This window comes from Streptomyces cynarae, from assembly GCF_025642135.1.
Taxonomy (GTDB): domain Bacteria; phylum Actinomycetota; class Actinomycetes; order Streptomycetales; family Streptomycetaceae; genus Streptomyces; species Streptomyces cynarae.
The window spans coordinates 1055492-1075615 of sequence record NZ_CP106793.1; the positions used below are offsets into that span (position 1 = coordinate 1055492).

The 20124-nt window shown below is 71.7% G+C and carries 18 protein-coding genes and 1 pseudogene; 14 read left to right on the forward strand and 5 right to left on the reverse strand.

Annotation, left to right across the window (positions count from 1 at the left end):
• Positions 1-457: 457 nt before the first annotated feature.
• Positions 458-910 carry a phage holin family protein gene (locus N8I84_RS05075; RefSeq protein ID WP_263228400.1) on the reverse strand — a complete coding sequence of 151 codons (453 nt, stop codon included), beginning with the start codon at positions 908-910 and terminating at the stop codon, positions 458-460.
• A gap of 192 nt (positions 911-1102) precedes the next feature.
• Here N8I84_RS05075 and N8I84_RS05080 point away from each other — a divergent pair, with 192 nt between their 5' ends.
• From N8I84_RS05080 to N8I84_RS05135, 12 genes are all read left to right on the forward strand, one after another.
• A complete protein-coding gene (locus tag N8I84_RS05080; RefSeq protein WP_390898853.1) occupies positions 1103-2209 on the forward strand; it encodes a hypothetical protein in 1107 nt (368 codons plus the stop codon).
• 55 nt (positions 2210-2264) lie between these two features.
• Positions 2265-2810, forward strand: a complete 546-nt coding sequence (locus tag N8I84_RS05085) for a hemerythrin domain-containing protein (RefSeq protein ID WP_263228402.1) — start codon at positions 2265-2267, stop codon at positions 2808-2810.
• The gene (locus tag N8I84_RS05090) at positions 2807-3928 is read left to right on the forward strand and encodes an NADH-quinone oxidoreductase subunit B family protein (protein WP_200422827.1); all 1122 of its coding nucleotides are present in this window, start codon (positions 2807-2809) and stop codon (positions 3926-3928) included. Before N8I84_RS05085 ends, N8I84_RS05090 begins: the two co-directional genes overlap by 4 nt.
• 8 nt (positions 3929-3936) lie before the next feature.
• A complete protein-coding gene (locus N8I84_RS05095; protein ID WP_263228404.1) occupies positions 3937-5730 on the forward strand; it encodes a nickel-dependent hydrogenase large subunit in 1794 nt (597 codons plus the stop codon).
• On the forward strand, positions 5723-6274 hold the full coding sequence (locus tag N8I84_RS05100; RefSeq protein ID WP_263228405.1) for a NifU family protein: 552 nt from the start codon (positions 5723-5725) through the stop codon (positions 6272-6274). The genes N8I84_RS05095 and N8I84_RS05100 overlap by 8 nt, the downstream gene beginning before the upstream one ends.
• A complete protein-coding gene (locus N8I84_RS05105) occupies positions 6271-6876 on the forward strand; it encodes a DUF5947 family protein (protein WP_263228407.1) in 606 nt (201 codons plus the stop codon). The genes N8I84_RS05100 and N8I84_RS05105 overlap by 4 nt, the downstream gene beginning before the upstream one ends.
• A gap of 2 nt (positions 6877-6878) precedes the next feature.
• Complete coding sequence (locus N8I84_RS05110; protein WP_263228408.1) at positions 6879-7085, forward strand: hypothetical protein; 207 nt, start codon at positions 6879-6881, stop codon at positions 7083-7085.
• Positions 7086-7150: 65 nt separating this feature from the next.
• The gene (locus N8I84_RS05115) at positions 7151-7300 is read left to right on the forward strand and encodes a hypothetical protein (protein ID WP_200422822.1); all 150 of its coding nucleotides are present in this window, start codon (positions 7151-7153) and stop codon (positions 7298-7300) included.
• A gap of 96 nt (positions 7301-7396) precedes the next feature.
• Positions 7397-8056: a cytochrome c oxidase subunit II gene (locus N8I84_RS05120; protein WP_263228410.1), complete on the forward strand. Its 660-nt coding sequence runs from the start codon at positions 7397-7399 to the stop codon at positions 8054-8056.
• The gene (locus N8I84_RS05125; protein WP_263228412.1) at positions 8053-9726 is read left to right on the forward strand and encodes a cytochrome c oxidase subunit I; all 1674 of its coding nucleotides are present in this window, start codon (positions 8053-8055) and stop codon (positions 9724-9726) included. Before N8I84_RS05120 ends, N8I84_RS05125 begins: the two co-directional genes overlap by 4 nt.
• The gene (locus N8I84_RS05130; protein WP_263228413.1) at positions 9723-10085 is read left to right on the forward strand and encodes a hypothetical protein; all 363 of its coding nucleotides are present in this window, start codon (positions 9723-9725) and stop codon (positions 10083-10085) included. Before N8I84_RS05125 ends, N8I84_RS05130 begins: the two co-directional genes overlap by 4 nt.
• Positions 10086-10088: 3 nt before the next feature.
• On the forward strand, positions 10089-10580 hold the full coding sequence (locus N8I84_RS05135; protein WP_263228414.1) for a hypothetical protein: 492 nt from the start codon (positions 10089-10091) through the stop codon (positions 10578-10580).
• Between the two features lie 10 nt (positions 10581-10590).
• Here N8I84_RS05135 and qcrB read toward each other — a convergent pair whose 3' ends face one another.
• A complete protein-coding gene (gene qcrB, locus N8I84_RS05140) occupies positions 10591-12153 on the reverse strand; it encodes a cytochrome bc1 complex cytochrome b subunit (RefSeq protein WP_263234665.1) in 1563 nt (520 codons plus the stop codon).
• A gap of 327 nt (positions 12154-12480) precedes the next feature.
• On the opposite strand from qcrB, the gene N8I84_RS05145 reads away from it, so the two are divergent.
• The gene (locus N8I84_RS05145) at positions 12481-14211 is read left to right on the forward strand and encodes a thiamine pyrophosphate-dependent enzyme (protein WP_263228416.1); all 1731 of its coding nucleotides are present in this window, start codon (positions 12481-12483) and stop codon (positions 14209-14211) included.
• Positions 14212-14250: 39 nt separating this feature from the next.
• Here N8I84_RS05145 and glpK read toward each other — a convergent pair whose 3' ends face one another.
• Together glpK and N8I84_RS05155 are read right to left on the reverse strand one after the other, a co-directional pair.
• Positions 14251-15768, reverse strand: a complete 1518-nt coding sequence (glpK, locus tag N8I84_RS05150; protein ID WP_263228418.1) for a glycerol kinase GlpK — start codon at positions 15766-15768, stop codon at positions 14251-14253.
• Positions 15769-15810: 42 nt separating this feature from the next.
• On the reverse strand, positions 15811-16578 hold the full coding sequence (locus tag N8I84_RS05155) for an IclR family transcriptional regulator (RefSeq protein WP_263228419.1): 768 nt from the start codon (positions 16576-16578) through the stop codon (positions 15811-15813).
• A 146-nt stretch (positions 16579-16724) separates the two neighbouring features.
• On the opposite strand from N8I84_RS05155, the gene N8I84_RS05160 reads away from it, so the two are divergent.
• Complete coding sequence (locus N8I84_RS05160; protein WP_263228420.1) at positions 16725-17141, forward strand: ATP-binding protein; 417 nt, start codon at positions 16725-16727, stop codon at positions 17139-17141.
• Between the two features lie 8 nt (positions 17142-17149).
• Here the strand turns inward: N8I84_RS05160 and N8I84_RS43065 are convergent.
• A pseudogene (locus tag N8I84_RS43065) lies at positions 17150-20073 on the reverse strand (ATP-binding protein).
• Between the last annotated feature and the right edge of the window lie 51 nt (positions 20074-20124).

Below are 20124 nucleotides of genomic sequence, written 5' to 3' on the forward strand. Positions count from 1 at the left end.
GTCAGGCGGTGTCACGGGCGTCGGCAGCCGCCGCCCCCGGCGGGCGGCCGGACGGCGCCGGGCGGCGTCACCGAGGGAAAGCCATGCGGAACAGGTCCCAGGCGGTCGCGTCACCGACTGCCGCGCTGCCGCCCTGCGCGGCTCGCACACGCCGGTACGCCGACTCCGTGAACGCGGTACCGGATCGCGCCGGTTCGGAGTCGACCGGGATCATCTCCACGGACACCCCTTCCTTCCGTACGCGCCGTCCAGGGACCGACGGCCCACACGGCGCGCGAGCGTGGTACCGCCCGGCAGGGCCACGGTTCGCCCAGACGGACCCGACCCGACCCCGCAGCCTGCCACCCCGGCACCCCGCACGCGCTCCCGCCCCGCATACGCGCCGCACCGACTCCCACGCGTCCACCCGAACGGCCCAACGCGGCCGAGCCGTCCGGATCGCCGCGGTTCCGCGCTCTCAGTCGGCCCCCTTCTCCCCCTCACCCCTGCGCACCCCCGTCGGAACGGCCTCCCGTGCCCGGTCCAGTGCCTCCGCCGACGCCTGGCCGGCGGCGCGTACCCGGTTGCGGGCGGCGACGCCCAGCGTTGCGGCGCCCGTGGCATAGGCGCAGGTCAGTACGGCCGACGCGCGGGCGCCCGGCAGGGCCGGCTCCAGTGCCCGCAGGGCCGTCTCGTGGGCCGACCACAGGGCCAGCAGGCCGCACACCCCGGCGGCGCCCAGCAGCGCGCCACCCGCTCCGAACCGGCGCAGCGCCGCCCTGACCTCGCTCTGCACCGCGAGTATCTCGTGGCGAGCGAGCTGCGCGGTGTCCTGGGCCAGCCGCGCCGCCGCGTCGCCCACACGGCTCCTGCCCTCCGCCGGGTCGTCGCCTTGCATCCGCATCGCTGCCGCCTCCGTCTCGTTCCGCATCGCGTTCCCGCCGGGGCCGACGGCCGTCAGTCACCTCCCCGCAGTACCCGCTCAGACCGTGCCGACACGACGACTCCCCGCCCCTCTCGACGCGCCACTCACCCATCCGCCCTCAATACGCGCCCATCGCACGAAAAGGTGTGATCGTTGTAAACCACTGCAATACGCACATCTGGTCAGTGAGGAGTTACGGTGAGCGACCCCTTGGGCGATCCCGTGAGCGTGCATTCCGCGGTCGAAGAGGCGTGCGCCGTGGCCGACGCCGTCCTCTATGAGGGATACCTGCTCTACCCGTACCGCCGCTCGTCGGCCAAGAACCGGGTGCGCTGGCAGTTCGGCATCCTCGCCCCCCGCGCCTGGGCCGAGGCCCACGGCCCGGTGACGCCGGGTGTCTCGGGGTCCGTGGAGTCCTGGCAGCAGCAGACCGAGTGCCTGCTGCGCGCGCGACCCGACGCCGTGGTACGGGTGCGCGTGCGCTATCTGCAGATGCAGTACCGAGGCGTGGAGCGACGGGACGCGGACGGTCACTACACGCCCGTGGACTCCCTGGAGACGGCCGGTACGGTCCATCTCTCCTTCGACGAGGCGATGCCGCGCGAGACCGACCTCACCGCCCCGCTCGCCGAACTCCTCGCCCACGACGCGGAGTTCACCTTCGGCGCTCCCGGCGGCGACGAGTCCGAGCCCCTGCCCGCAGACGCGGGGCGCCTGGTGCGCCGCCGCTCCCCCGTCGAGGCGCGCACCACGCTGCACGTCGAACCCGTCGCGGGCGCCGACTCCTTGTACCGCCTGCGCGTCCGCACCGAGAACACCGGACGTAGGACGCCGCCCGACGCTCCCCGCGACGAGGCCCTGCGGCACTCGCTCATCGCGGCGCACACCTTCGTCGCCGGTGAGGGACTCGGCTTCTACTCCTCGATCGACCCGCCCGAGGACGTCGCGCCGTACGTGAGGGAGTGCCGCAACCTGCACACCTTCCCGGTGCTCGCGGGCCCGGAGGGGTCCGACTCGCTCGTCCTGTCGTCGCCGATCATCCTGCCCGACCATCCGCAGGTGGCCCCGGAGAGCCCCGGCGACCTGCACGACGCCGCGGAGATCGACGAGATCCTGACCCTGCGGACGCTGCTGCTCACGGACGACGAGAAACGCGAGGCACGCGCCACCGACCCGCGGGCCGCGCGGATCCTCGACCGGGTGGAGACCATGCCGCCGGAGGTGCTCGCCCGGCTGCACGGCGCCATCCGCTCCCTCACCCCCTCCCCCGCCCCGTCCCCCTCCTCCGCCTCCTCCGCCTCCTAGCCGGCGGATCCGCCCCACCTCTGTGCCGCCACCGTCCCCGACCAGGAAGGCCGTAATGGACGCCATCGAGTTGCTGATGCACGACCACCGGATGGTCGAGCAGCTGTTCCGCGACTACCACGCCGCCGCCTCCGCAGCGCAGCGCCGGGCCGTGGTGGAAACCCTGGTCCGCGAGCTGTCCAAGCACGCGGCGCTCGAGGAGCTGATGGTCTACCCGCTGGCCAAGAAGGTCCTGTCGGACGGGGACCAGCGGATCCGCGAGCACCTGAGCGAGCACAGGGCGGTCAAGGAGACCCTCCTGGCCCTGGACAAGCAGTCCGGGGACGACGAGCGCACGAGCGAACTCATGGACGAGCTGCGCCGCGAGGTCGAGGAGCACATCCGCGAGGAGGAGGGCGAGCTGATGCCCCTGCTCCGCGACGCGGTCTCCGAGGAGGAGCTGTTGCGGCTCGGCAAAATGCTGGCCCGGTCCAAGCAGACCGCCCCGACCCGGCCGCACCCCAACGCGCCCGACGAGCCTCCCGCCCTGGCCTTCGCCGGACCGGTGGCCGCGGCCTACGACCGCCTTAGGGACCGACTGCAAGGGAGGCCGAGGACATGACCGTCGAAAGCGGGACCACGGAGGTCAGCCAGCAGCCCACGAGGGCTGAACAGAGGAACGGCTTCGACGAGATCCATATCCTGTGGATCTCCGAGGGCATGAGCTGTGACGGGGACACCGTCTCCATGACGGCGTCCGGCCAGCCGGCGATCGAGGACATCGTCGCCGGGCTGGTGCCCGGCCTGCCGAAGGTGAACCTGTACAACAAGGTGCTCTCCCCGAGCCTGGGCGGCGAGGACTTCCTCGCCCCGTTCCGCGCCGCGGCCCGCGGTGAACTGGCGCCGTTCATCCTCGTCATCGAGGGCTCGATCCCCAACCAGAACATCATCGAGGGCGACGGCTACTGGACGTCGTTCGGCAACGACCAGGACACCGGCGAACCGCTCACCCTCAACTGGTGGATCGACCAGCTCGCGCCCAAGGCCTGGGCGGTCGTCGCCGCCGGCACCTGCGCCACGTACGGCGGGATCCACGCGATGGCGGGCAACCCCACGGGCTGTATGGGTCTCGCGGACTACCTGGGCTGGGACTTCAAGTCGCAGGGCGCGCTTCCGATCGTCAACGTGCCGGGCTGCCCGATCCAGCCGGAGAACTTCATGGAGACCCTCACCTGGGTGCTCTACCACGCGGCCGGGTCGGCGCCGCCGCCCCCGCTGGACCACATGCTGCGCCCGCAGTGGCTGTTCGGGAAGACGGTGCACGAGGGGTGCGACCGGGCCGCCTACTACGAGCAGGCCGACTTCGCGAAGGACTACAACTCTCCCAAGTGCCAGGTCAAGGTGGGCTGCTGGGGTCCGGTCGTCAACTGCAACGTGCCCAAGCGCGGCTGGATGGCCGGCATCGGCGGCTGCCCGAACGTCGGTGGCATCTGCATCGGCTGCACGATGCCCGGGTTCCCGGACGCCTTCATGCCGTTCATGGACGAACCGACGGGCGGCACCCTCTCGTCCGCTGTGATCAGGCCCTATGGGGCCGTGATCCGGCGCCTGCGCGGCATCACCAACATGGCCGTCAACCGTGAGCCCAAGTGGCGCCACAACAAGGACAAGTTGACGAGCGGCTACGACCCGTACTGGCGCCCCGACGGGCGCAGACGACAGCGAGAGAGAGCGAGGTAGGCACGGACATGACGGCAACCGAGGCGCGGGCCGCGGCGCGAAAGCCCGCGCAGATCGTGGACATGTCCTGGGATCCGATCACGCGGATCATCGGCAATCTCGGCATCTACACGAAGATCGACTTCGCGAACCGCGAGGTGGTGGAGTGCCACAGCACGTCCTCGCTCTTCAGGGGCTACTCCGTCTTCATGAAGGGCAAGGACCCCCGGGACGCGGGTTTCATCACCTCGCGAATCTGCGGGATCTGCGGTGACAACCACACGACGTGTTCCAACTACGCCCAGCAGATGGCCTACGGCGTCAAGCCGCCGCGACTGGCGGAGACCATCGTCAACCTGGGCGAAGCGGCCGAATACATGTTCGACCACACCATCTTTCAGGACAACCTGGTGTTCGTCGACTTCTGTGAGGCCATGGTCAAGGCCACCAATCCGAGCGTCATGGCCCGGGCCGAGCGCACCGAGGCCCGCAACGGCTACATCCACGGCTACCGGACCATCGCCGACATCATGCGCGCCTTCAACCCGTTCGAGGGCGAGCTGTACAAGGAGGCGCTCAAGGTCAGCCGCATCACGCGGGAGATGTTCTGCCTGATGGAGGGGCGCCATGTGCACCCGTCCACGCTGTATCCGGGCGGGGTCGGCACCATGCCCGAGCCGACCACGTTCACCGACTACCTCTCCCGGCTGCTGCGGGTCCTGGACTTCATCAAGCAGGCCGTGTCGATGAACGACGACGTCTTCGACTTCTTCTACGAGGCGCTGCCCGGCTACGAGGAGGTGGGCCGCCGCCGGATCCTGCTCGGCTGCTGGGGCGCCTGGCAGAACCCGGACGTCGTGGACTACCGCTACGAGACGATGAGCGACTGGGGCAAGGCGATGTTCGTCACCCCGGGCATCATCGTGGACGGCAGTCTCGTCACCAACGACCTGGTCGACATCAACCTGGGCATGCGGATCATGCTGGGAAGTTCGTACTACGAGGACTGGGTGAACGAGGAGCCGTTCGTCACCCACGACCCGCTCGGCAACGCCGTCGACATGCGCCACCCGTGGAACCAGACGACGGTGCCGGTACCGCAGAAGCGGAACTTCGAGGGCAACTACAGCTGGGTGATGAGCCCGCGCTGGTACGACAAGAACAGCGCCCAGCACCTGGCGCTGGACACCGGCGGCGGTCCGCTCGCCCGGCTGTGGTCGACGGCGCTCAACGGGCTGGTCGACACGCCGTACGTCAAGGCCACCGGACACAGCGTGCGCATCTCGCTGCCCAAGAGCGACAAGATGCCGGAGATGACGTTCGAGTGGAAGATCCCCCAGTGGAGCAACACGATCGAGCGCGACCGGGCCCGGCCGTACTTCGTCGCCTACTCCGCCGCCATGGCCTTCTTCTTCCTGGAGCGGGCGATGGACCAGGTCCGCAGCGGTGACACCAAGATCTTCGAGAACTACGAGGTGCCGGACGAGGCGATCGGCTGCGGCTTCCACGAGGCGGTGCGGGGTGTCCTCTCCCACCACCTGGTGATCAAGGACAAGAAGATCGCGAACTACCACCCGTACCCGCCGACGCCGTGGAACGCGAGCCCGCGGGACCACTACGGCACCCCCGGACCGTACGAGGACGCCGTCCAGGGCCAGCCGATCTTCGAGGAGAACGGCCCGGAGGACTTCAAGGGCGTCGACATCATGCGCACCGTCCGCAGTTTCGACCCCTGTCTGCCCTGCGGCGTGCACATGTACCTCGGCAAGGGCAACACGCTGACCAAGCTGCACTCGCCCATGTTCGGAGCGGCTCATGGATGACTACGCCCGGCTCGGCGAAGCGGCGGTCGCGCAGCGGCTCTCCCGCCTCGACGGGCTGCTCGAGCAGCTCGAAGGCGCTCCGGGTCCGATGACCGGGGCGGCGATCGAGGCGGTGCGGACCCTGACCGAGATCTACGGCGAGGCCCTCGCCCGAGTGCTGGACGCCGCCGACCCCGCCCTGGTCGACCGTATGGCCGCCGACGACCTCGTCGGTCATCTCCTGGTGCTGCACGACATCCACCCCGAGCCGCCCGAGGTCCGCGCCGCCCGCGCCGTCGACGGGCTGCGTCCGGCGGTGCGGGAGCGGGGCGGGGACGTGGAGCTGGCGGGCGTCGAGGAGGGGGTCGCCCGGGTGCGGCTCGCCGGCAAGGGGTGCGGATCCTCCTCGGCCTCGCTGGAGGAGGCGGTCCGTGAGGCGGTGCTCGCCCTGGCGCCCGAACTCTCCGGCGTGGAACGGGCGCCTGGTGACGACGCGAGGCCCCCCGCCTTCGTCCCGGTCGACACGCTCACCGTGCGCACGGTGCCCGCCGGAGAGCGGTCGTGACCACCGGCGCGCTGGCCCGCGTCATCCGCTCGGCCGCCGCCCGGCGGCCGGACGCGGAGCGGTGCGACCTGTGTGGCGCCGACGTCGAGCCCGAGCACCGGCACCTGTACGACACTGGGCAGGAGGAGGTGCTGTGCGCGTGCCGGCCCTGCTCCCTGCTCTTCATGGAGGAGGAGGCGAGCGAGGGGCGGTACCGGCTGGTGCCACGGCGCCGGGTGCGGCTGCCCGAGGTGGGCACGCGGGAACTCGGCGTTCCGGTGGGGCTGGCGTTCTTCGTACGGCACTCGGACGGCACCGTGAGCGCGCACTACCCGAGCCCCGCGGGCGCCACCCGCTGGGAGGCGGACGCGGGGGCCTGGCGTGAGGTGGTCGCCCGGTGTCCCCCGCTCGCCGGTCTCGTACCGGAGGTGGAGGCACTGCTGGTGAACACCGCACGGTCCGCGAAGCACCACTGGATCGTCCCGGTCGACGACTGCTTCCGGATGGTGGCGCTCGTCCGGCGGGAGTGGCGGGGCCTGTCCGGCGGCAGCCGGGTGTGGCCCGCCATTGAGCGGTTCTTCGCGGAGCTGACCGAACAACCGCAGGACCCGGCAAGGAGCTGACGATGGGCAGGATCCGAGTAGGCAGACCGCAGGTCAAAACCTATACGCCCCGGCACGTCACCGGGCTGCACCAGGGGAACAAGGGCCCCTACCACCGGCAGCCCGGACACCACAAGGACGGCACCGCCGACGCGCGGCGCTCGACCGGGATCCATTGGAAGAAGCACGACGCGATCATGAAGATGATGCCGAGTCTCTCCCCGGGATGAGGTACCGGCCACGGCCGCGCCCGCTGGGGCGCGGCCGCACTTACGACGAGCGAGGAGGACGGAAGATGACGGCCAGACGAGTGCTGATGGCGGAGGCGCTGATCGTGGGCGGCTTGGCGCTGACCCTGCTGGTGAGGGAGATGCCCGGAATCATGCGCGAGGTCAGGATCTGGCGGATGGTTGCGTTGCGGCACGGCTCCCGGCGCCCCCGCTGAACCATGGGCGTGCGGAGTGTCACCTGGCCGGGAAACGCCGTTCGCCCGTAATGTCCGTTCCTGTTCACGCGTCCGGCGCGACACAACAGGAGCCCCATGACCACGCGGCAGTTCTTCGGGACGGTGTTCGCCCTCGAGTCCGCCCTCGCCGCGTTCGTGTTCGCCGTCGTCGCGATGCTGGTGTGCCTCGCCGTGGTACGGCGCCGGGCAGGGGCCCGGCGCCGCCCGTCGCGCCGGCTCGAACACACCCGTCCCGAAGCCTTCTACGTCGCCGTGCTGGTCGCCGTGGCGGCCTTCCTGGTCGTCTACACGGCCCGGCAGAATCACGACGAGCACCGCGCGGCGGCGCACGGCGATCCGGTCGAGGTGACCGTCACGGCGTTCCAGTGGTGCTGGCGGTTCGACTACCCGCAGGCCAGGAAGCCGCTCGCGGTGCGTGCCGACTGCCGGGCGGGAAGGCGGCCGACTCTCGTGGTGCCGACGGGACGGCCGATCAGGTTCAAGATGGCCTCACCGGACGTCATCCACTCGCTGTGGGTGCCCGATCTCCGCTACAAGCGGGACATCTTCCCGCACCACGTGAACACCGTCACCCTCACCGTGGACCGCGAGGGCCGGTGGATCGGCCGGTGCGGGGAGTTCTGCGGGGACCGCCACCACACGATGGACTTCTGGCTGAGGGCCGTCTCGCCCGCGGCGTACGACAAGTGGCTGGCACAGCACGCGGGGGCACCGGCGGGCGGTACGCCCGCATGACGACCGCTCAGGCGCCGAGCGGGTCCAAGGAGGTGCCGGCGGGGAACTGGCTCGGCTGGGCGACCAGCACCGACCACAAGCGGATCGGGCTGCTGACCGTCGCCACCTCGCTGGTGCTGCTGCTGGTGATGGGCGTCTTCGCCCTGATCATGCGCGGTCAGCTCGCCCAGCCGGAGCTGGACCTGGTGCTCCCGCACACCTACAGCCAACTGTTCACCCTGCACGGCTCGGGGATGATCTACCTGGTCATCACGCCGTTCGCCCTCGGGATGGGTGTCTACCTGGTCCCGCTGCAGATCGGGGCCCCGGCCATCGCCGCGCCCCGCACCACACTGCTCGGCTACTGGCTCTACGTGTGCGGGGCCGTTCTGGTGCTGGTCAGTCTCGCCGCCGCCAACGGCAGCGCCAGTTCGGGCTGGTTCTCGTATCCGCCGCTGGCCGACAGCGACTTCTCCCCCGGCGTGGGACCCGACCTGTGGATCGTCGGCGTGGTGCTCTCCACCACCGGCATGATCCTCATGGGCTGGACCGTGCTCTGGACGGCGCTGCGCAAGCGGACCCAGGGGATGACCATGCTGCGGATGCCCGTCTTCACCTGGTCCATGGTCGCCAGCTGCCTGATGGTCATCGGCTCCTTCCCCTCGCTCCTGGCCGCGATGGCCCTGCTCGCCGCGGGCCGCGCCGACCCGTCCGTCTTCCACGCGAACGCGTGGAACATCGGCTACCAGCACCTGTTCTGGTTCTACGGCCACCCGGTCGTGTACGTGATGTTCTTCCCGTATCTAGGGGCGGTCGCCGAGGTGCTGGCCGTCTTCTCCGGGCGGGCGTTCTTCGGCTACAAGGGGACCGTCCTGTCCCTGCTCGTGTTCGCCGCTCTGTCCATGAGTGTGTGGGCCCACCACATGTTCGCGACCGGACAGGTTGCGAACGACTACTACTCCCTGACGTCGATCAGCCTGCTGGTCCCGGCGGGCGTGGAGTACTTCGCCATGATCGGCACGGTGCTCGGCGGCCGGCTGGTCTTCCGCACCCCGATGCTCTTCGCCCTGGCCTTCCTGCCGCAGTTCCTGATCGGGGGCCTGACCGGGATCATGGTCGGCACCCCGGTCCTCGACTACCACCTGACGGACAGCTACTTCGTGGTGGCCCATCTGCACTACGTGCTGTTCGCCGGCAGCGCCTTCGGGCTGTTCGCGGCCGTCTACTTCTGGTTCCCGAAGGCCACCGGTGTGGAGCTGGGCGAGCGCCTGGGCCGTCTGCACTTCGTGCTGCTGGTGATCGGCACCAACCTGACCTTCCTGCCCATGTTCGCCCTCGGTTACGAGGGCATGCCACGCCGCGTCGTCAGCTACGCCCCCTTCGACGGATTCAGCCTGCTCAACCTGTTGGCCAGCTGCGGAGCGGCGGTGCTGGCGGCGGGCATGGTCGTGTTCGTCGTCAATGTGCTGTGGACGCTGCGCAAGCGCTCGCTGGGCCGCCATGTGCCCGCGCCGCCCGACCCCTGGGGTGCGGGCACCCTGGAATGGGCCACCTCCTCGCCCCCGCCCGCCACGAACTTCACGCCGGAGTACCCGGTGCCGCCGGTGCGCGGCCACGCCCCGCTGCTGACGCTGAGGGAGGGGCAGGGGGAGCCGGACGACCGGGCAACGCTGTCCGGGAGCCGCGGGTGAAACGGCACGCGGCAGCGGTCATGGTGGCCGGGTGGGGGCTGCTCAACGGCGTCCTGCTCGCGGTCCTCTCCGTCTACGGGGAGGCGAGCCTCGTCTACTGGCTGTGGGGCTCGGTGGTGGCGCTGCTCGAACTGGCCGCACTGCTCGTGCTCGGCTCCTCGGAGGCCGGGCCGGAGGAGCACACCCGCTACCGGCTGCCCCGGGGCGGCGCGCCGGCGGTCCTGCCCGCGGCGGCGGGGATCACCCTGGGCGTGCTCTCCGCCGTGTACGGCCTGTGGCTGCTGGTCGTGGCCGTCCCGCTGCTGGGGGTGGCCGCCGCCCTGGCCGTACGGGGCGCCTCGACCCCGGGCGAGGGGTGAGGCGTGACCGGGCACGCGATGGCCGGCCCCGCCTGGACCATGGCGGTGACCGGGCTGTCGGTGTCCGCGCTGGTCCCGGGCGTGATCCGGGCCACCCGGCGGCACCCGGTGTGGTGGCGCCTGTCGCTGCCCGCGGGGGCCGCGCTGCCGTTCTTCCTCGTACTGCACGCCGCGGTGACGCTCGCGCACACCGGGGCTGCCCGGCCGCCTGGCCCCATGGCCTGGTGGGAGGCGGCCGTGGTGGTGGCGGCGGTGTGGTTCTGGCTGCCGGTCGTGGGCACCCGGCACCGTCTGACGGACCCCGGCAGATGCCTTTACCTCTACCTGTCCATGCCGTTGCTCGACCTGCCCGCCGTGGGGCTGATCGCCGCGGGTGAGGACGCGGCGGGGCTCTCCATGGTGGTGTCCATGCTGCCGGTCGGTCTCGCGGCGCTGACGGTGACCTGGCGGTGGATCCACGCCGAGGAGACCCGGGAACTACGACGCACCGGCTGACCCCGGCGAACTAGCCGCTGTGGGCCTTCTCGGTCTCCTCCGGGTCGGCGGTCACGGCACGTACCGCCCGCTTCTGCCAGTCGGCGGCGGGCAGTTCGACGCGGTCGCCGAAGTACCAGGCGCTGAGCCGGTTGCGCACCCGGTGCCGGCGGAAGAGCCGCCATGCCTCCGTGCCGTGCGCCCTGGGGCGGGGGGTGTCGCGCACCAGGATCCGGTAGGCCTCCTCGGCCGGGAGCGGTGTCCGGCCCTCGCGGTAGCCGCCCGCCGCCGTGCGCCGTACGTCCCCGGTGCCCCCTCCCTCCCGCAGCCTGCGCCGGTCCGCCGTCTGGAGTCCCAGGCACAGACGCCGCGTCGCCCAGTAGGCGAAGAGGGGCCCGACGAACAGCAGGGTGCGGAAGGCGTAGGTCAGGTACTCGACCGGAACGTGGAAGACGTACGCGAGCACGTCCTGGCCCCCGGCCATCAGCAGCACCGCGTAGACGGTCACGCCCGCCACGCCGAGCGCCGTGCGCGTGGGCTGGTTGCGCGGCCGGTCGCACAGGTGGTGCTCGTGGGACGGTCCCGTCAGCCAGCGTTCGAACAGTGGATAGCAGTAGAGGACCCCGAACAACACGGCGGGCAGCGCCACCCCGGGCAGGAACACGTCCCAGGCGATCGTGTGGCCGGCGAAGTTCATCTCCCAGGCGGGCATCAGGCGCAGGGCGCCCTCCAGATAGCCGACGTACCAGTCGGGCTGCGAGTCCAGCGACACATGGTCCGCGCGGTAGGGACCGAAATCCCAGATCGGGTTGATCTGGAACAGCGCCGCCATCAGGGTGAGGGCACCGGCGACGGCGAAGAACAGCCCCGTCGACTTGGCGGCGTACTGGGGGAAGAGCGGCTTGCCGACCGCGTTGCGGTTGGTGCGTCCGGGCTCGGCCCACTGGGTGTGCTTGAGTTGCACCACGAGCCCGAGGTGCACCCGGATCAGGAGCAGAAGCAGGCCGGGGACCAGCAGGACGTGCGCGATGTACAGCCGGGGGATGATGGCGTGTCCCGGGTACTGGCCGTCGAAGACGAAGAAGCTCAGATAGGTGCCGATGACGGGGATCGACAGCACGATCCCCTGCGAGGTGCGCAGCCCCGTGCCGGAGAGCAGGTCGTCGGGGAGCGAGTAGCCGCAGAACCCCTCGAGCAGGGCCAGCAGGAACAACGTCACCCCGATCATCCAGTTGACCTCGCGGGGGCGGCGGAAGGCTCCGGTGAAGAAGATCCGCAGCAGATGGCAGCCGATGGCGGCGACGAAGACGTCCGCCCCCCAGTGGTGGATCTGCCGGATGAGCAGCCCGCCCCGGACGTCGAAACTGATGTCCAGCGCCGAGATGTACGCCTGGGAGGCCCGGGTGCCCCGCAGCGGGGCGTAGGAGCCGGTGTACGGGGTCTCGGTCATGTCCGGGTGGAAGTAGAACGTGAGGTAGACACCCGTCACGATCAGAACGAGCAGGCTGTAGAGGGCGATCTCGCCGAGCAGGAACGACCAGTGGTCGGGAAAGGCCTTGCGCAGGTACTCCTGTGCCGGCGTCCGCAGCGGCATGCGCCGGTCGAGCACCGACACCAGGCGCTCTCCGCGGTGCTGCGCCGCACCGGACCGCTCATCCTCTGACGCCGGCACGCGCTCGTCCTCCCGGGGCAGCCGTCCGCTTTCGATCGACACAGCCGTGTCCTCTCGTGGCGCGGGCGAAACGCCTGCTGCGCCGGACGGGTGCCCGCGTCCGGCCTTGGCCGCGGGCGGGCACGCCTGGCGGGGACCTGCGCCAATGGGTGGAAAAAGCGGTCCGGCGGGACCCATTCGCCCCGGCGGCGGTCGGGGACGGCCGGGCCCGGGGCAGGTCTGGTCACAGCACATGTGCTGGGAGGACTCATGGCCGTGGTTTCGGAAGTCGTACGGGAGCGCCTGCGCGCCTGGGGCGTCGTCCGGGTGTACGGCTATCCGGGGCAGGGGGCCGACCCGCTGCTGGAGGCCTTCCGCCGGGCGGGCCGGGAGCCGGAGTTCGTCCAGGCCCGGCACGGCGAGGCCGCCTCCTTCATGGCCTGCGGGCACGCTCGGTTCACGGACACGGTCGGCTGCTGCCTCGCCCCGTCCGGGCCGGGGGCCGTACAGGTCCTCAACGGCCTGTACGACGCCCGGCTGGACCGGCAGCCGGTGGTGGCCCTGCTCGGCGACACGCCGCGGAGCGGCCCGGGGGCGCGTCGGCCGCAGGCGGTGCACCTGGACCGGCTGTGCGCGGACGTGTCGGAGTCCTGCGAGGTGGTCGTCTCCCCGGACCAGGCGGGGCCCGTCCTGGACCGGGCCTTCCGGACGGCGTCGGCCCGGCGCGGTGTCGCCGTGGTGATCCTGCCGGCCGACGTCCTGGATCAGCAGGCCCCGCCATCGGCCGGCGGCGCGGTTCCGCCGGACGTCCTCGCGCTCGGAGGGAGCCGGCCGGTCCTGATGCCGGAGGAGGGGGAGCTCCGCCGTGCGGCCGGCATCCTCGACGAGGGCCGGAAGATGGCCATGGTCATCGGGCGGGGCGCGGCGCGCGCGGGGGCGGAGGTCGAGCGGGCGGCCGAGCTGCTCGGTGCCGGGGTGGCGAAGGCGCTGCTGGCGCTGGACGTTCTCCCCGACGACCTGGGGTACGTGACCGGTCCGGCGGGCCGGGTCGCCAGTCCGGCCAGCGAGAGGCTGGTGCGTGCCTGCGACACCCTGCTGCTGGTCGGGGCGGGGCCCCGCGAGGCCTGGCTGCCGCCGGGCCGGTGGGCGGTGCGGAGCGTCGAGATCAACCCGGAGGCGGGCGTGACCGCTCCGTGCCGACCGGGGGACGTGCGTCTGGTCGGCGATCCTAAGGCGACCCTGGAGGCGCTGCTGCCCCTGCTGCACCACAAGAAGAACCACGCCTGGCGCCGAAGCGTCGAGAAGAGCGTGCGGACCTGGCACAGGAACCGGCGCACCGAGGCCCGGCAGCACTTCGGGCACCTCATCAACCCGGCCGCCGTCGCCACCGAGCTGTCCGACCGGCTCCCCGACCGGGCGCTGCTCACGGCCGACGCGGGCTCCAGCACCGTGTGGTGGGCGCGCCATCTCCGCCTGCGCGCCGGCATGCGCGCCGCGCTCTCGGGGCACCACGCGGCCATGGGCACCGCCGTCCCGTACGCCCTGGCGGCCCGCTTCGCGCATCCGGACCGGCCGGTCATCGCCTTCGTGGGGGACGGCGCCTTCCAGATGAGCGGGATGGCCGAGATGATCACGGTCAAGGACCATCTGGAGCGGCTGTCCGGCGGCCCCCCGCTGGTCTTCTGCGTGTTCAACAACCGGGACCTCAACCAGGCGACCTGGGACCGGCGGGCCGAGACCGGCAATCCCCGGCTCAGCGGCACCTCCTCGGTCCCGGACGTGCCATACGCCGCCTACGCCCGCCTGCTGGGCCTGGAGGGTGTCCACTGCTACCGCCCGAAGGACATCGGCGCCACCTGGGACGCCGCTCTCGCCGCGCGGCGGCCCGTGGTCGTGGAGTTCGTGGTCGACGCGGAGACCGAGCCGCCGCGACCCGCCCGCCTCGCAGAAGAGGGCGGACCCCGGCGGATCCGCGCGCTCCTGCGGGGACGGCGGACCTGAGCGGGCGGCTCTGCTGCCACGGTCGGTTCCTTCGCCCCGTCACGAGGGGTGTTTCGGCGGCCGGACCCAGCCCAGGGACCGCTCGACGGCCCGCTGCCAGTTCTCGTACTCCCACTCCCGCCGCTCGGGGTCCATGTCGGGCAGCCACTGGGCGGCCCGGTGCCAGTTGCGGCGCAGCACCTCCAGATCGGGCCAGTAGCCGGAGGCCAGTCCGGCGGCGTAGGCGGCGCCGAGGGAGACCGTCTCGGCGACCATCGGCCGTACCACGGGGACGTCGAGCACATCGGCCAGGAACTGCATGAGCAGGTTGTCGGAGGTCATGCCGCCGTCCACCTTGAGCTGCTTCAGGGCGAGCCCGGAGTCCGCGTTGATCGCGTCGACGACCTCCCGCGTCTGCCAGCCGGTGGCCTCCAGGACGGCCCGGGCCAGGTGGCCCTTGGTGATGTAGGAGGTGAGGCCGACGATGACGCCGCGTGCGTCGCTGCGCCAGTGCGGGGCGAACAGGCCTGAGAACGCGGGGACGATGTAGCAGCCGCCGTTGTCCTCGACGGTGCGGGCCAGGGTCTCGATCTCGGGTGCGCTGTTGATCAGGCCGAGACGGTCGCGGAACCACTGGACCAGGGAGCCGGTGACGGCGATGGGGCCCTCCAGGGCGTAGACCGTGGGATGGGGGGCGATCCGGTACGCGACGGTGGTGAGCAGCCCGTGCCGGGACCGCACGAGGTCGGTACCGGTGTTCATCAGCAGGAAGCTGCCGGTGCCGTAGGTGCACTTCGCCTCGCCGGGCGAGAAGCAGGTCTGCCCGAACAGGGCCGCCTGCTGGTCGCCGAGGGCGGCCGTGATGCGCACGCCCGGGAGCACCGAGCGGGCCTCGGCGTAGATCTCGGCGGAGGAGCGGATCTCCGGCAGCATCGGGCGCGGCACCCCGAAGAACTCCATCAGTTCCTGGTCCCAGGTCAGCGTCCGGATGTTGATCAGCATGGTGCGGCTGGCGTTGGTGACGTCGGTGATGTGCAGACCGCCCTCGGTGCCGCCGGTGAGGTTCCAGATCAGCCAGCTCTCGATGGTGCCGAACAGCACCTCGCCGGCCTGGGCCCGCTGCTCGAGGCCCTCGACGTTGTCGAACAGCCAGCGGATCCGGGGCGCGGAGAAGTAGGTGGAGGGGGGAAGGCCGCAGCGGTCGAGGAAGAACTCCTCCCCCGGCCGGTCCATGAGGTCCTCGACCATGGGACCGGTACGGGTGTCCTGCCAGACGATCGCCCGTCCCAGCGGGGCCCCGGTGCGCGGATCCCACAGCACGGTGGTCTCGCGCTGGTTGGCGATCCCGATGGCGGCGACCTGCCCGGGGTCGATACCGGCGTTGGCCAGCGCCTCGGGCACCACACGCTGCAGGTTGCGCCAGATCTCCACGGCGTCGTGCTCCACCCAGCCGGGCCGGGGGAAGTACTGCTGGTGCTCCCTCTGGGCGACCGACACCAGCCGCCCGCGGTGGTCGAACAGGATGCACCGCGTGGAGGTGGTGCCCTGGTCGATGGACACCACATACCGTTCAACCATGATCGGGCCTGCCTTCCCAATGCGTCGCCGGGGCGCCCGGACCTACCACCGGGCCGCGCCCAGGTCTCTGGAGATCGCCCGCGCGGCCTCCCGGAGCAAGGTGATCAGGGCCGGCAGGGGCCGGCCTCTGGTGTCGCAGATCCGCTCGACGGGGCCGGACAGGCCGATCGCGCCCACCACCAGACCGCCGTGCCCCCGGATCGGCGCGGCGATCCCGCCCTCGCCGACACTCATCTCCTGCACCTCGGCGCCCCAGCCGAGCTCCCGGATTTCGCCGAGCACCCGGGTGAGGTCCTCCGGGAGGACCAGGGTGTGCCGGGTGTACGCCTCCAGTTCGGTCTCCAGCAGGGGTTCCACGGGCGCTGCTCCGAAGGCCAGCAGGACCTTGCCGAGCGAGGAGGCGTGGAGCGGCAGAAGGGCGCCCACGTCCAGGGTCTGGAGGGTGTCGTCCGGCCGGAAGACGTGGTGGACCACGAGCACCTTGCCCTCCAGGGGGGTGCCCAGGCGGACCGCCTCCCCGCTGCGGGCGGCCAGGGCGTCGGCCCAGTTGATGGCGCGCGACCGCAGCTCGTTCACATCGAGGTAGCTGGTGCCGAGGTGCAGCAGGGCCGCACCGAGCTGGTACTTTCCCGTCGCCGCGTCCTGCTCCACGAAGTCGACGTGCTGGAGGGTGCGCAGGATGCCGTGGGCGGTGCCCTTGGCCAGGCCCAGCGCGGACGCCACCTCGCCGAGTCCGAGCCGACGGGGGCCGGCGGCGAGCAGGCGCAAGATCGCCGCCGCCCTCTCTATGGACTGGACCGGGCCTGCCATGAAGCGATCATAGTCCTGATTCGTCCCGATTAAGGACTTGTGTTCGGTAATGCCGACCGCAGTTCATTGACCCGCACCATTTCCGTCCTTAGCGTTCCATCACGCCCGGCTCCCGGCCGAGGGCGCTGCCCGGAGGAGGAAGGCCCATGATCACAGCGCAGCTCAGCGCCGCGCCGTGCGCGGAGGTGGAACACGTTTTTCCGCTGCCGTACGCGCCCAGGGCCGTCTCAGCGGTGCGCCGGCGCGTGCAGGCGCTCCTCACCCGCTGGAACGTGCCCACGGACGCCGCTGACGACGTGCTCCTCGTGACCTCGGAGCTGCTCACCAACGCGCTCGTGCACGCCCTGCCCCCGGCCACGCTCAGAGTGTCGCGGACCCTGGTGGACGGACACGGTGCCGTACGGGTCGACGTGACCGACACGGGACCCACGCGTATGTCCTGCGAGGTCGACCCGGACGAGCACGGCCGGGGCATCGACATCGTCACCACACTGTCGGCCCGGTGCGGCGTGCACACCCACCCGGGCGGCACCAGCCGCTGGGCGGACGTGCTCGTGGGGTGAGGGCGCGGTCACGGCCGGGGAAACGTCGTCAGGGCCCGGGCGAGCCCCGAGGCGTCGGTGCCGATCTTGCGGTAGACGGAGGAGAGCAACTGCCTCACGCCCTGCTCGGTCAGACCCAGCTCCTTGGCCACGACCGACGCCGGGTGGCCCTGGGCGGTCAGTTCGGCGGCGGTGCGTTCCTGAGCGGTGAGGGTGTCCGACTGGGCGTAGCGCAGGGGCAGCGACGGCAGTCCCGCCGCGGACAGCTCCGCCCTGGCCCGGGTGGCGACGCCCTCCGCGCCGCAGTGGACGGCGACCTCCAACCCTCGGTAGAGCCGGTCGGCGGCCTCCTGCACCCTCGCGCCCCGCAGCAGTGCGGCGCCGTGCCCGACCAGGGCCCGGGCCAGCTCGTACGACGCCGGTGAGCGCTCCAGCTGGGCCACGGCCTCCGCGTGGATGTCGAGCGCGGCGGCGCCGCCAGTCACCTCGGCCTCGAGATGCAGGGCCTGGCCGATCACGGATGCCGCGCCGAAGTCCCGGGCCCGCTTGACGGCCTCCTCGGCCAGGCGGGCCGCGCGCTGCGGGGACCTGGCGGCGAGGGCGGACGCCAGGTCGAGCCGCCAGGGGCACCAGGCCGGATTGCGCCAGGCCCGCGACTCCAGCCATTCACCGACAGCGGACAGCAGTCTCTCCGCCTCCTCCTCGCGTCCCTCCGCCAGGAGCAGTTCGGCGTACACCGTGCGCGGGTCGGGGTAGACGACGGCGCGCGGGACGGTCTCGCCGTAGCGGTGGGCGTCGGCGACCTGGCGCGCCTCGGCGGTGCGTCCCCGGGCCAGCAGGATCTGGATGAGGATGCCGATCGCGAACCACTGCGCCGGAAGCGCCTCCCGCACCCGTTCGGCGATGTGCAGCCCCTCCCGTACCAGGTCCTCCGCCTCGGCGAGGCAGCCGCGGCGATAGCGGATGTAGCCGAGGAGGGTCTGGCCGAGCGCCAGGTGGGAGCCGCGCCAGCCCTTCGCCTCGCACTCCGCGATGCCCCGGGTGAACAGCTCCTCCGCCCGTCCTGGCTGGTCGCAGTACATGTACGTGAGCGCGACCGAGACGGGCACCTCGAAGCCGCGGTCCTCCTCGGTCCAGCTCAGTCCGCCGCGCAGGGCCTTCTCGGCGTACTCCAGGACCGTGCTGCGCGGCTCGCAGCACAGGAGGGCGTCCCAGGCCCTCAGCCCGAGGATGCAGCGTTCCTCCAGGCTCCGGCCGGGCAGCCGGGCCGCCAGTCCGGCCAGCCGTCGGGAGCGGGCCCGCGGATCGGGTTCGTCGGTGCGGCAGGAACTCCACTGGAAGTGGTCGGCCCGCATCCTCAGGCGGGTGCGCGAGTGCGTGGCCCGGCGCGCCTCTTCGGCGGCCACGGCCGCGGCCTGAGCGACCTGGTCGGTGTGCGCGAGCGCCTGTGTCAGCCGGTAGACGATACGGGCGCGCAGCTCGTCGTCGATCACGGGCTCGGCGAGCGCCGCACGCAGATGGCCGACGGTCGCCACCGGGTCGATCAGGAACGTCGAACCGGCGAGTTCGTGGAGCAGCGCCGCACGCTCCTCCTCGGCGGGCGGCTCGCGCAGCGCCGGGTCAGGACCCGCCGGGCGGCCTCGGGGGCCCCGGCGCGCAGGTGCTCACGGGCGGCCTCGCGCAGGCACTCGACCGCGTCGGCGTTGCCCTCGCAGGGGACCTCCAGCAGATGCCGGGCGGCCGCGACTGCGCCGAGTCCGGCCGTGCGGACGGCCTCCGCGGCCGCGTTGTGCAGCCCGACCCGCACGCCCGGCGGGATCGCCCGGTAGACGGTGGTGGCGATAAGCGGGTGAACGAACTCCAGGGCGCCCTCGGGGTCCTCGCCCTCGGGGCCCTCGGCCTCGGCCTCGGCCAGGATGCGGGCGGAGCGCAGCGTATCGACCGCCTCGGCTGCCTGCTCGATGCCGACCACCGCGATCGCGGCCGCGAGGTCCCGCGAGATGGAGCTGCCGAGCACGGCCGCGGCCCAGGCGAAGCGGACGGTGGGCGTACCGAGTCGCCGCAGGCGTGCGAGCAGTCCCGGGCCCTTGACCGCGGAGGCGAGCTCCCGCATCACGGGAAGCTCCTCACGGGTGCCCTTCACCTGGCGCCGGCCGAGCCGGATCGCGAGCTCGACGGTCTCGAACGGGCTGCCACCGGTGATCTGCCGGCATTCGTCGCAGAACGCGTCCTCGGCTTCCTGTCCCAGTTCGTCCCGCAGGATCCGCGCGACGCCGTCACCGGTGAGCGGCGCCAGGGTGTAGGGGCGTCCCTCGTGGCGTCCGGTGAGGGGGCCGAACGCGGTCGCTCCGGGGGGCAGTTCGTCCGGCCGGTAGGCGACGACGATGAGCAGCGGCAGGTCGTGGGCCCGTGGCGCGAAGGAGGCGAGCCAGCTCAGGGACTCGTCGTCGGCCCAGTGCATGTCGTCCAGGAGCAGCACGACGGGCGCCTTCAACACCGTCAGGCGGGTCATGACCCAGTCCAGGCCGTCACGGACCACGGTCGGGTCCGGCACCGGCGCGGCGCACTCCGCCTCCAGACCGAGGGCGGCGGCGACGATGTCGTACCAACTGCCCAGCAGTTCCCGCCGGTTCGTGTCGTCCATCGTCGCGAGGACGGGCTGCAGGAGTTGCCGGACCACGCGGAACGCCAGGCCCTGTTCGTTCTCGCCGCCCTTGCCGGAGAGCACGGTGCATCCGTGGGTCGCGGCGCGGGAGCGGACTTCCGCGAGGAGGGCGGTCTTGCCCATGCCGGCCGATCCGGTGAAGGCGAGCAGTCCGCCCCGCCGTGCGGGCGGGGCGCCGTCGGCCGCGTCGCACAGGTCCGCCAACGCGGAGTCGATCGCCTTCAGTTCCCGGTTCCGCTCGAGCAAGTGCCGGTGGCCGGTGATCGGCTGCCGTGGTCCGTGTGCCATGTGCCCCGCCGCTTCCTGCCGTCAGCTGTCGGAAGTCAGGCTGAGCGTATG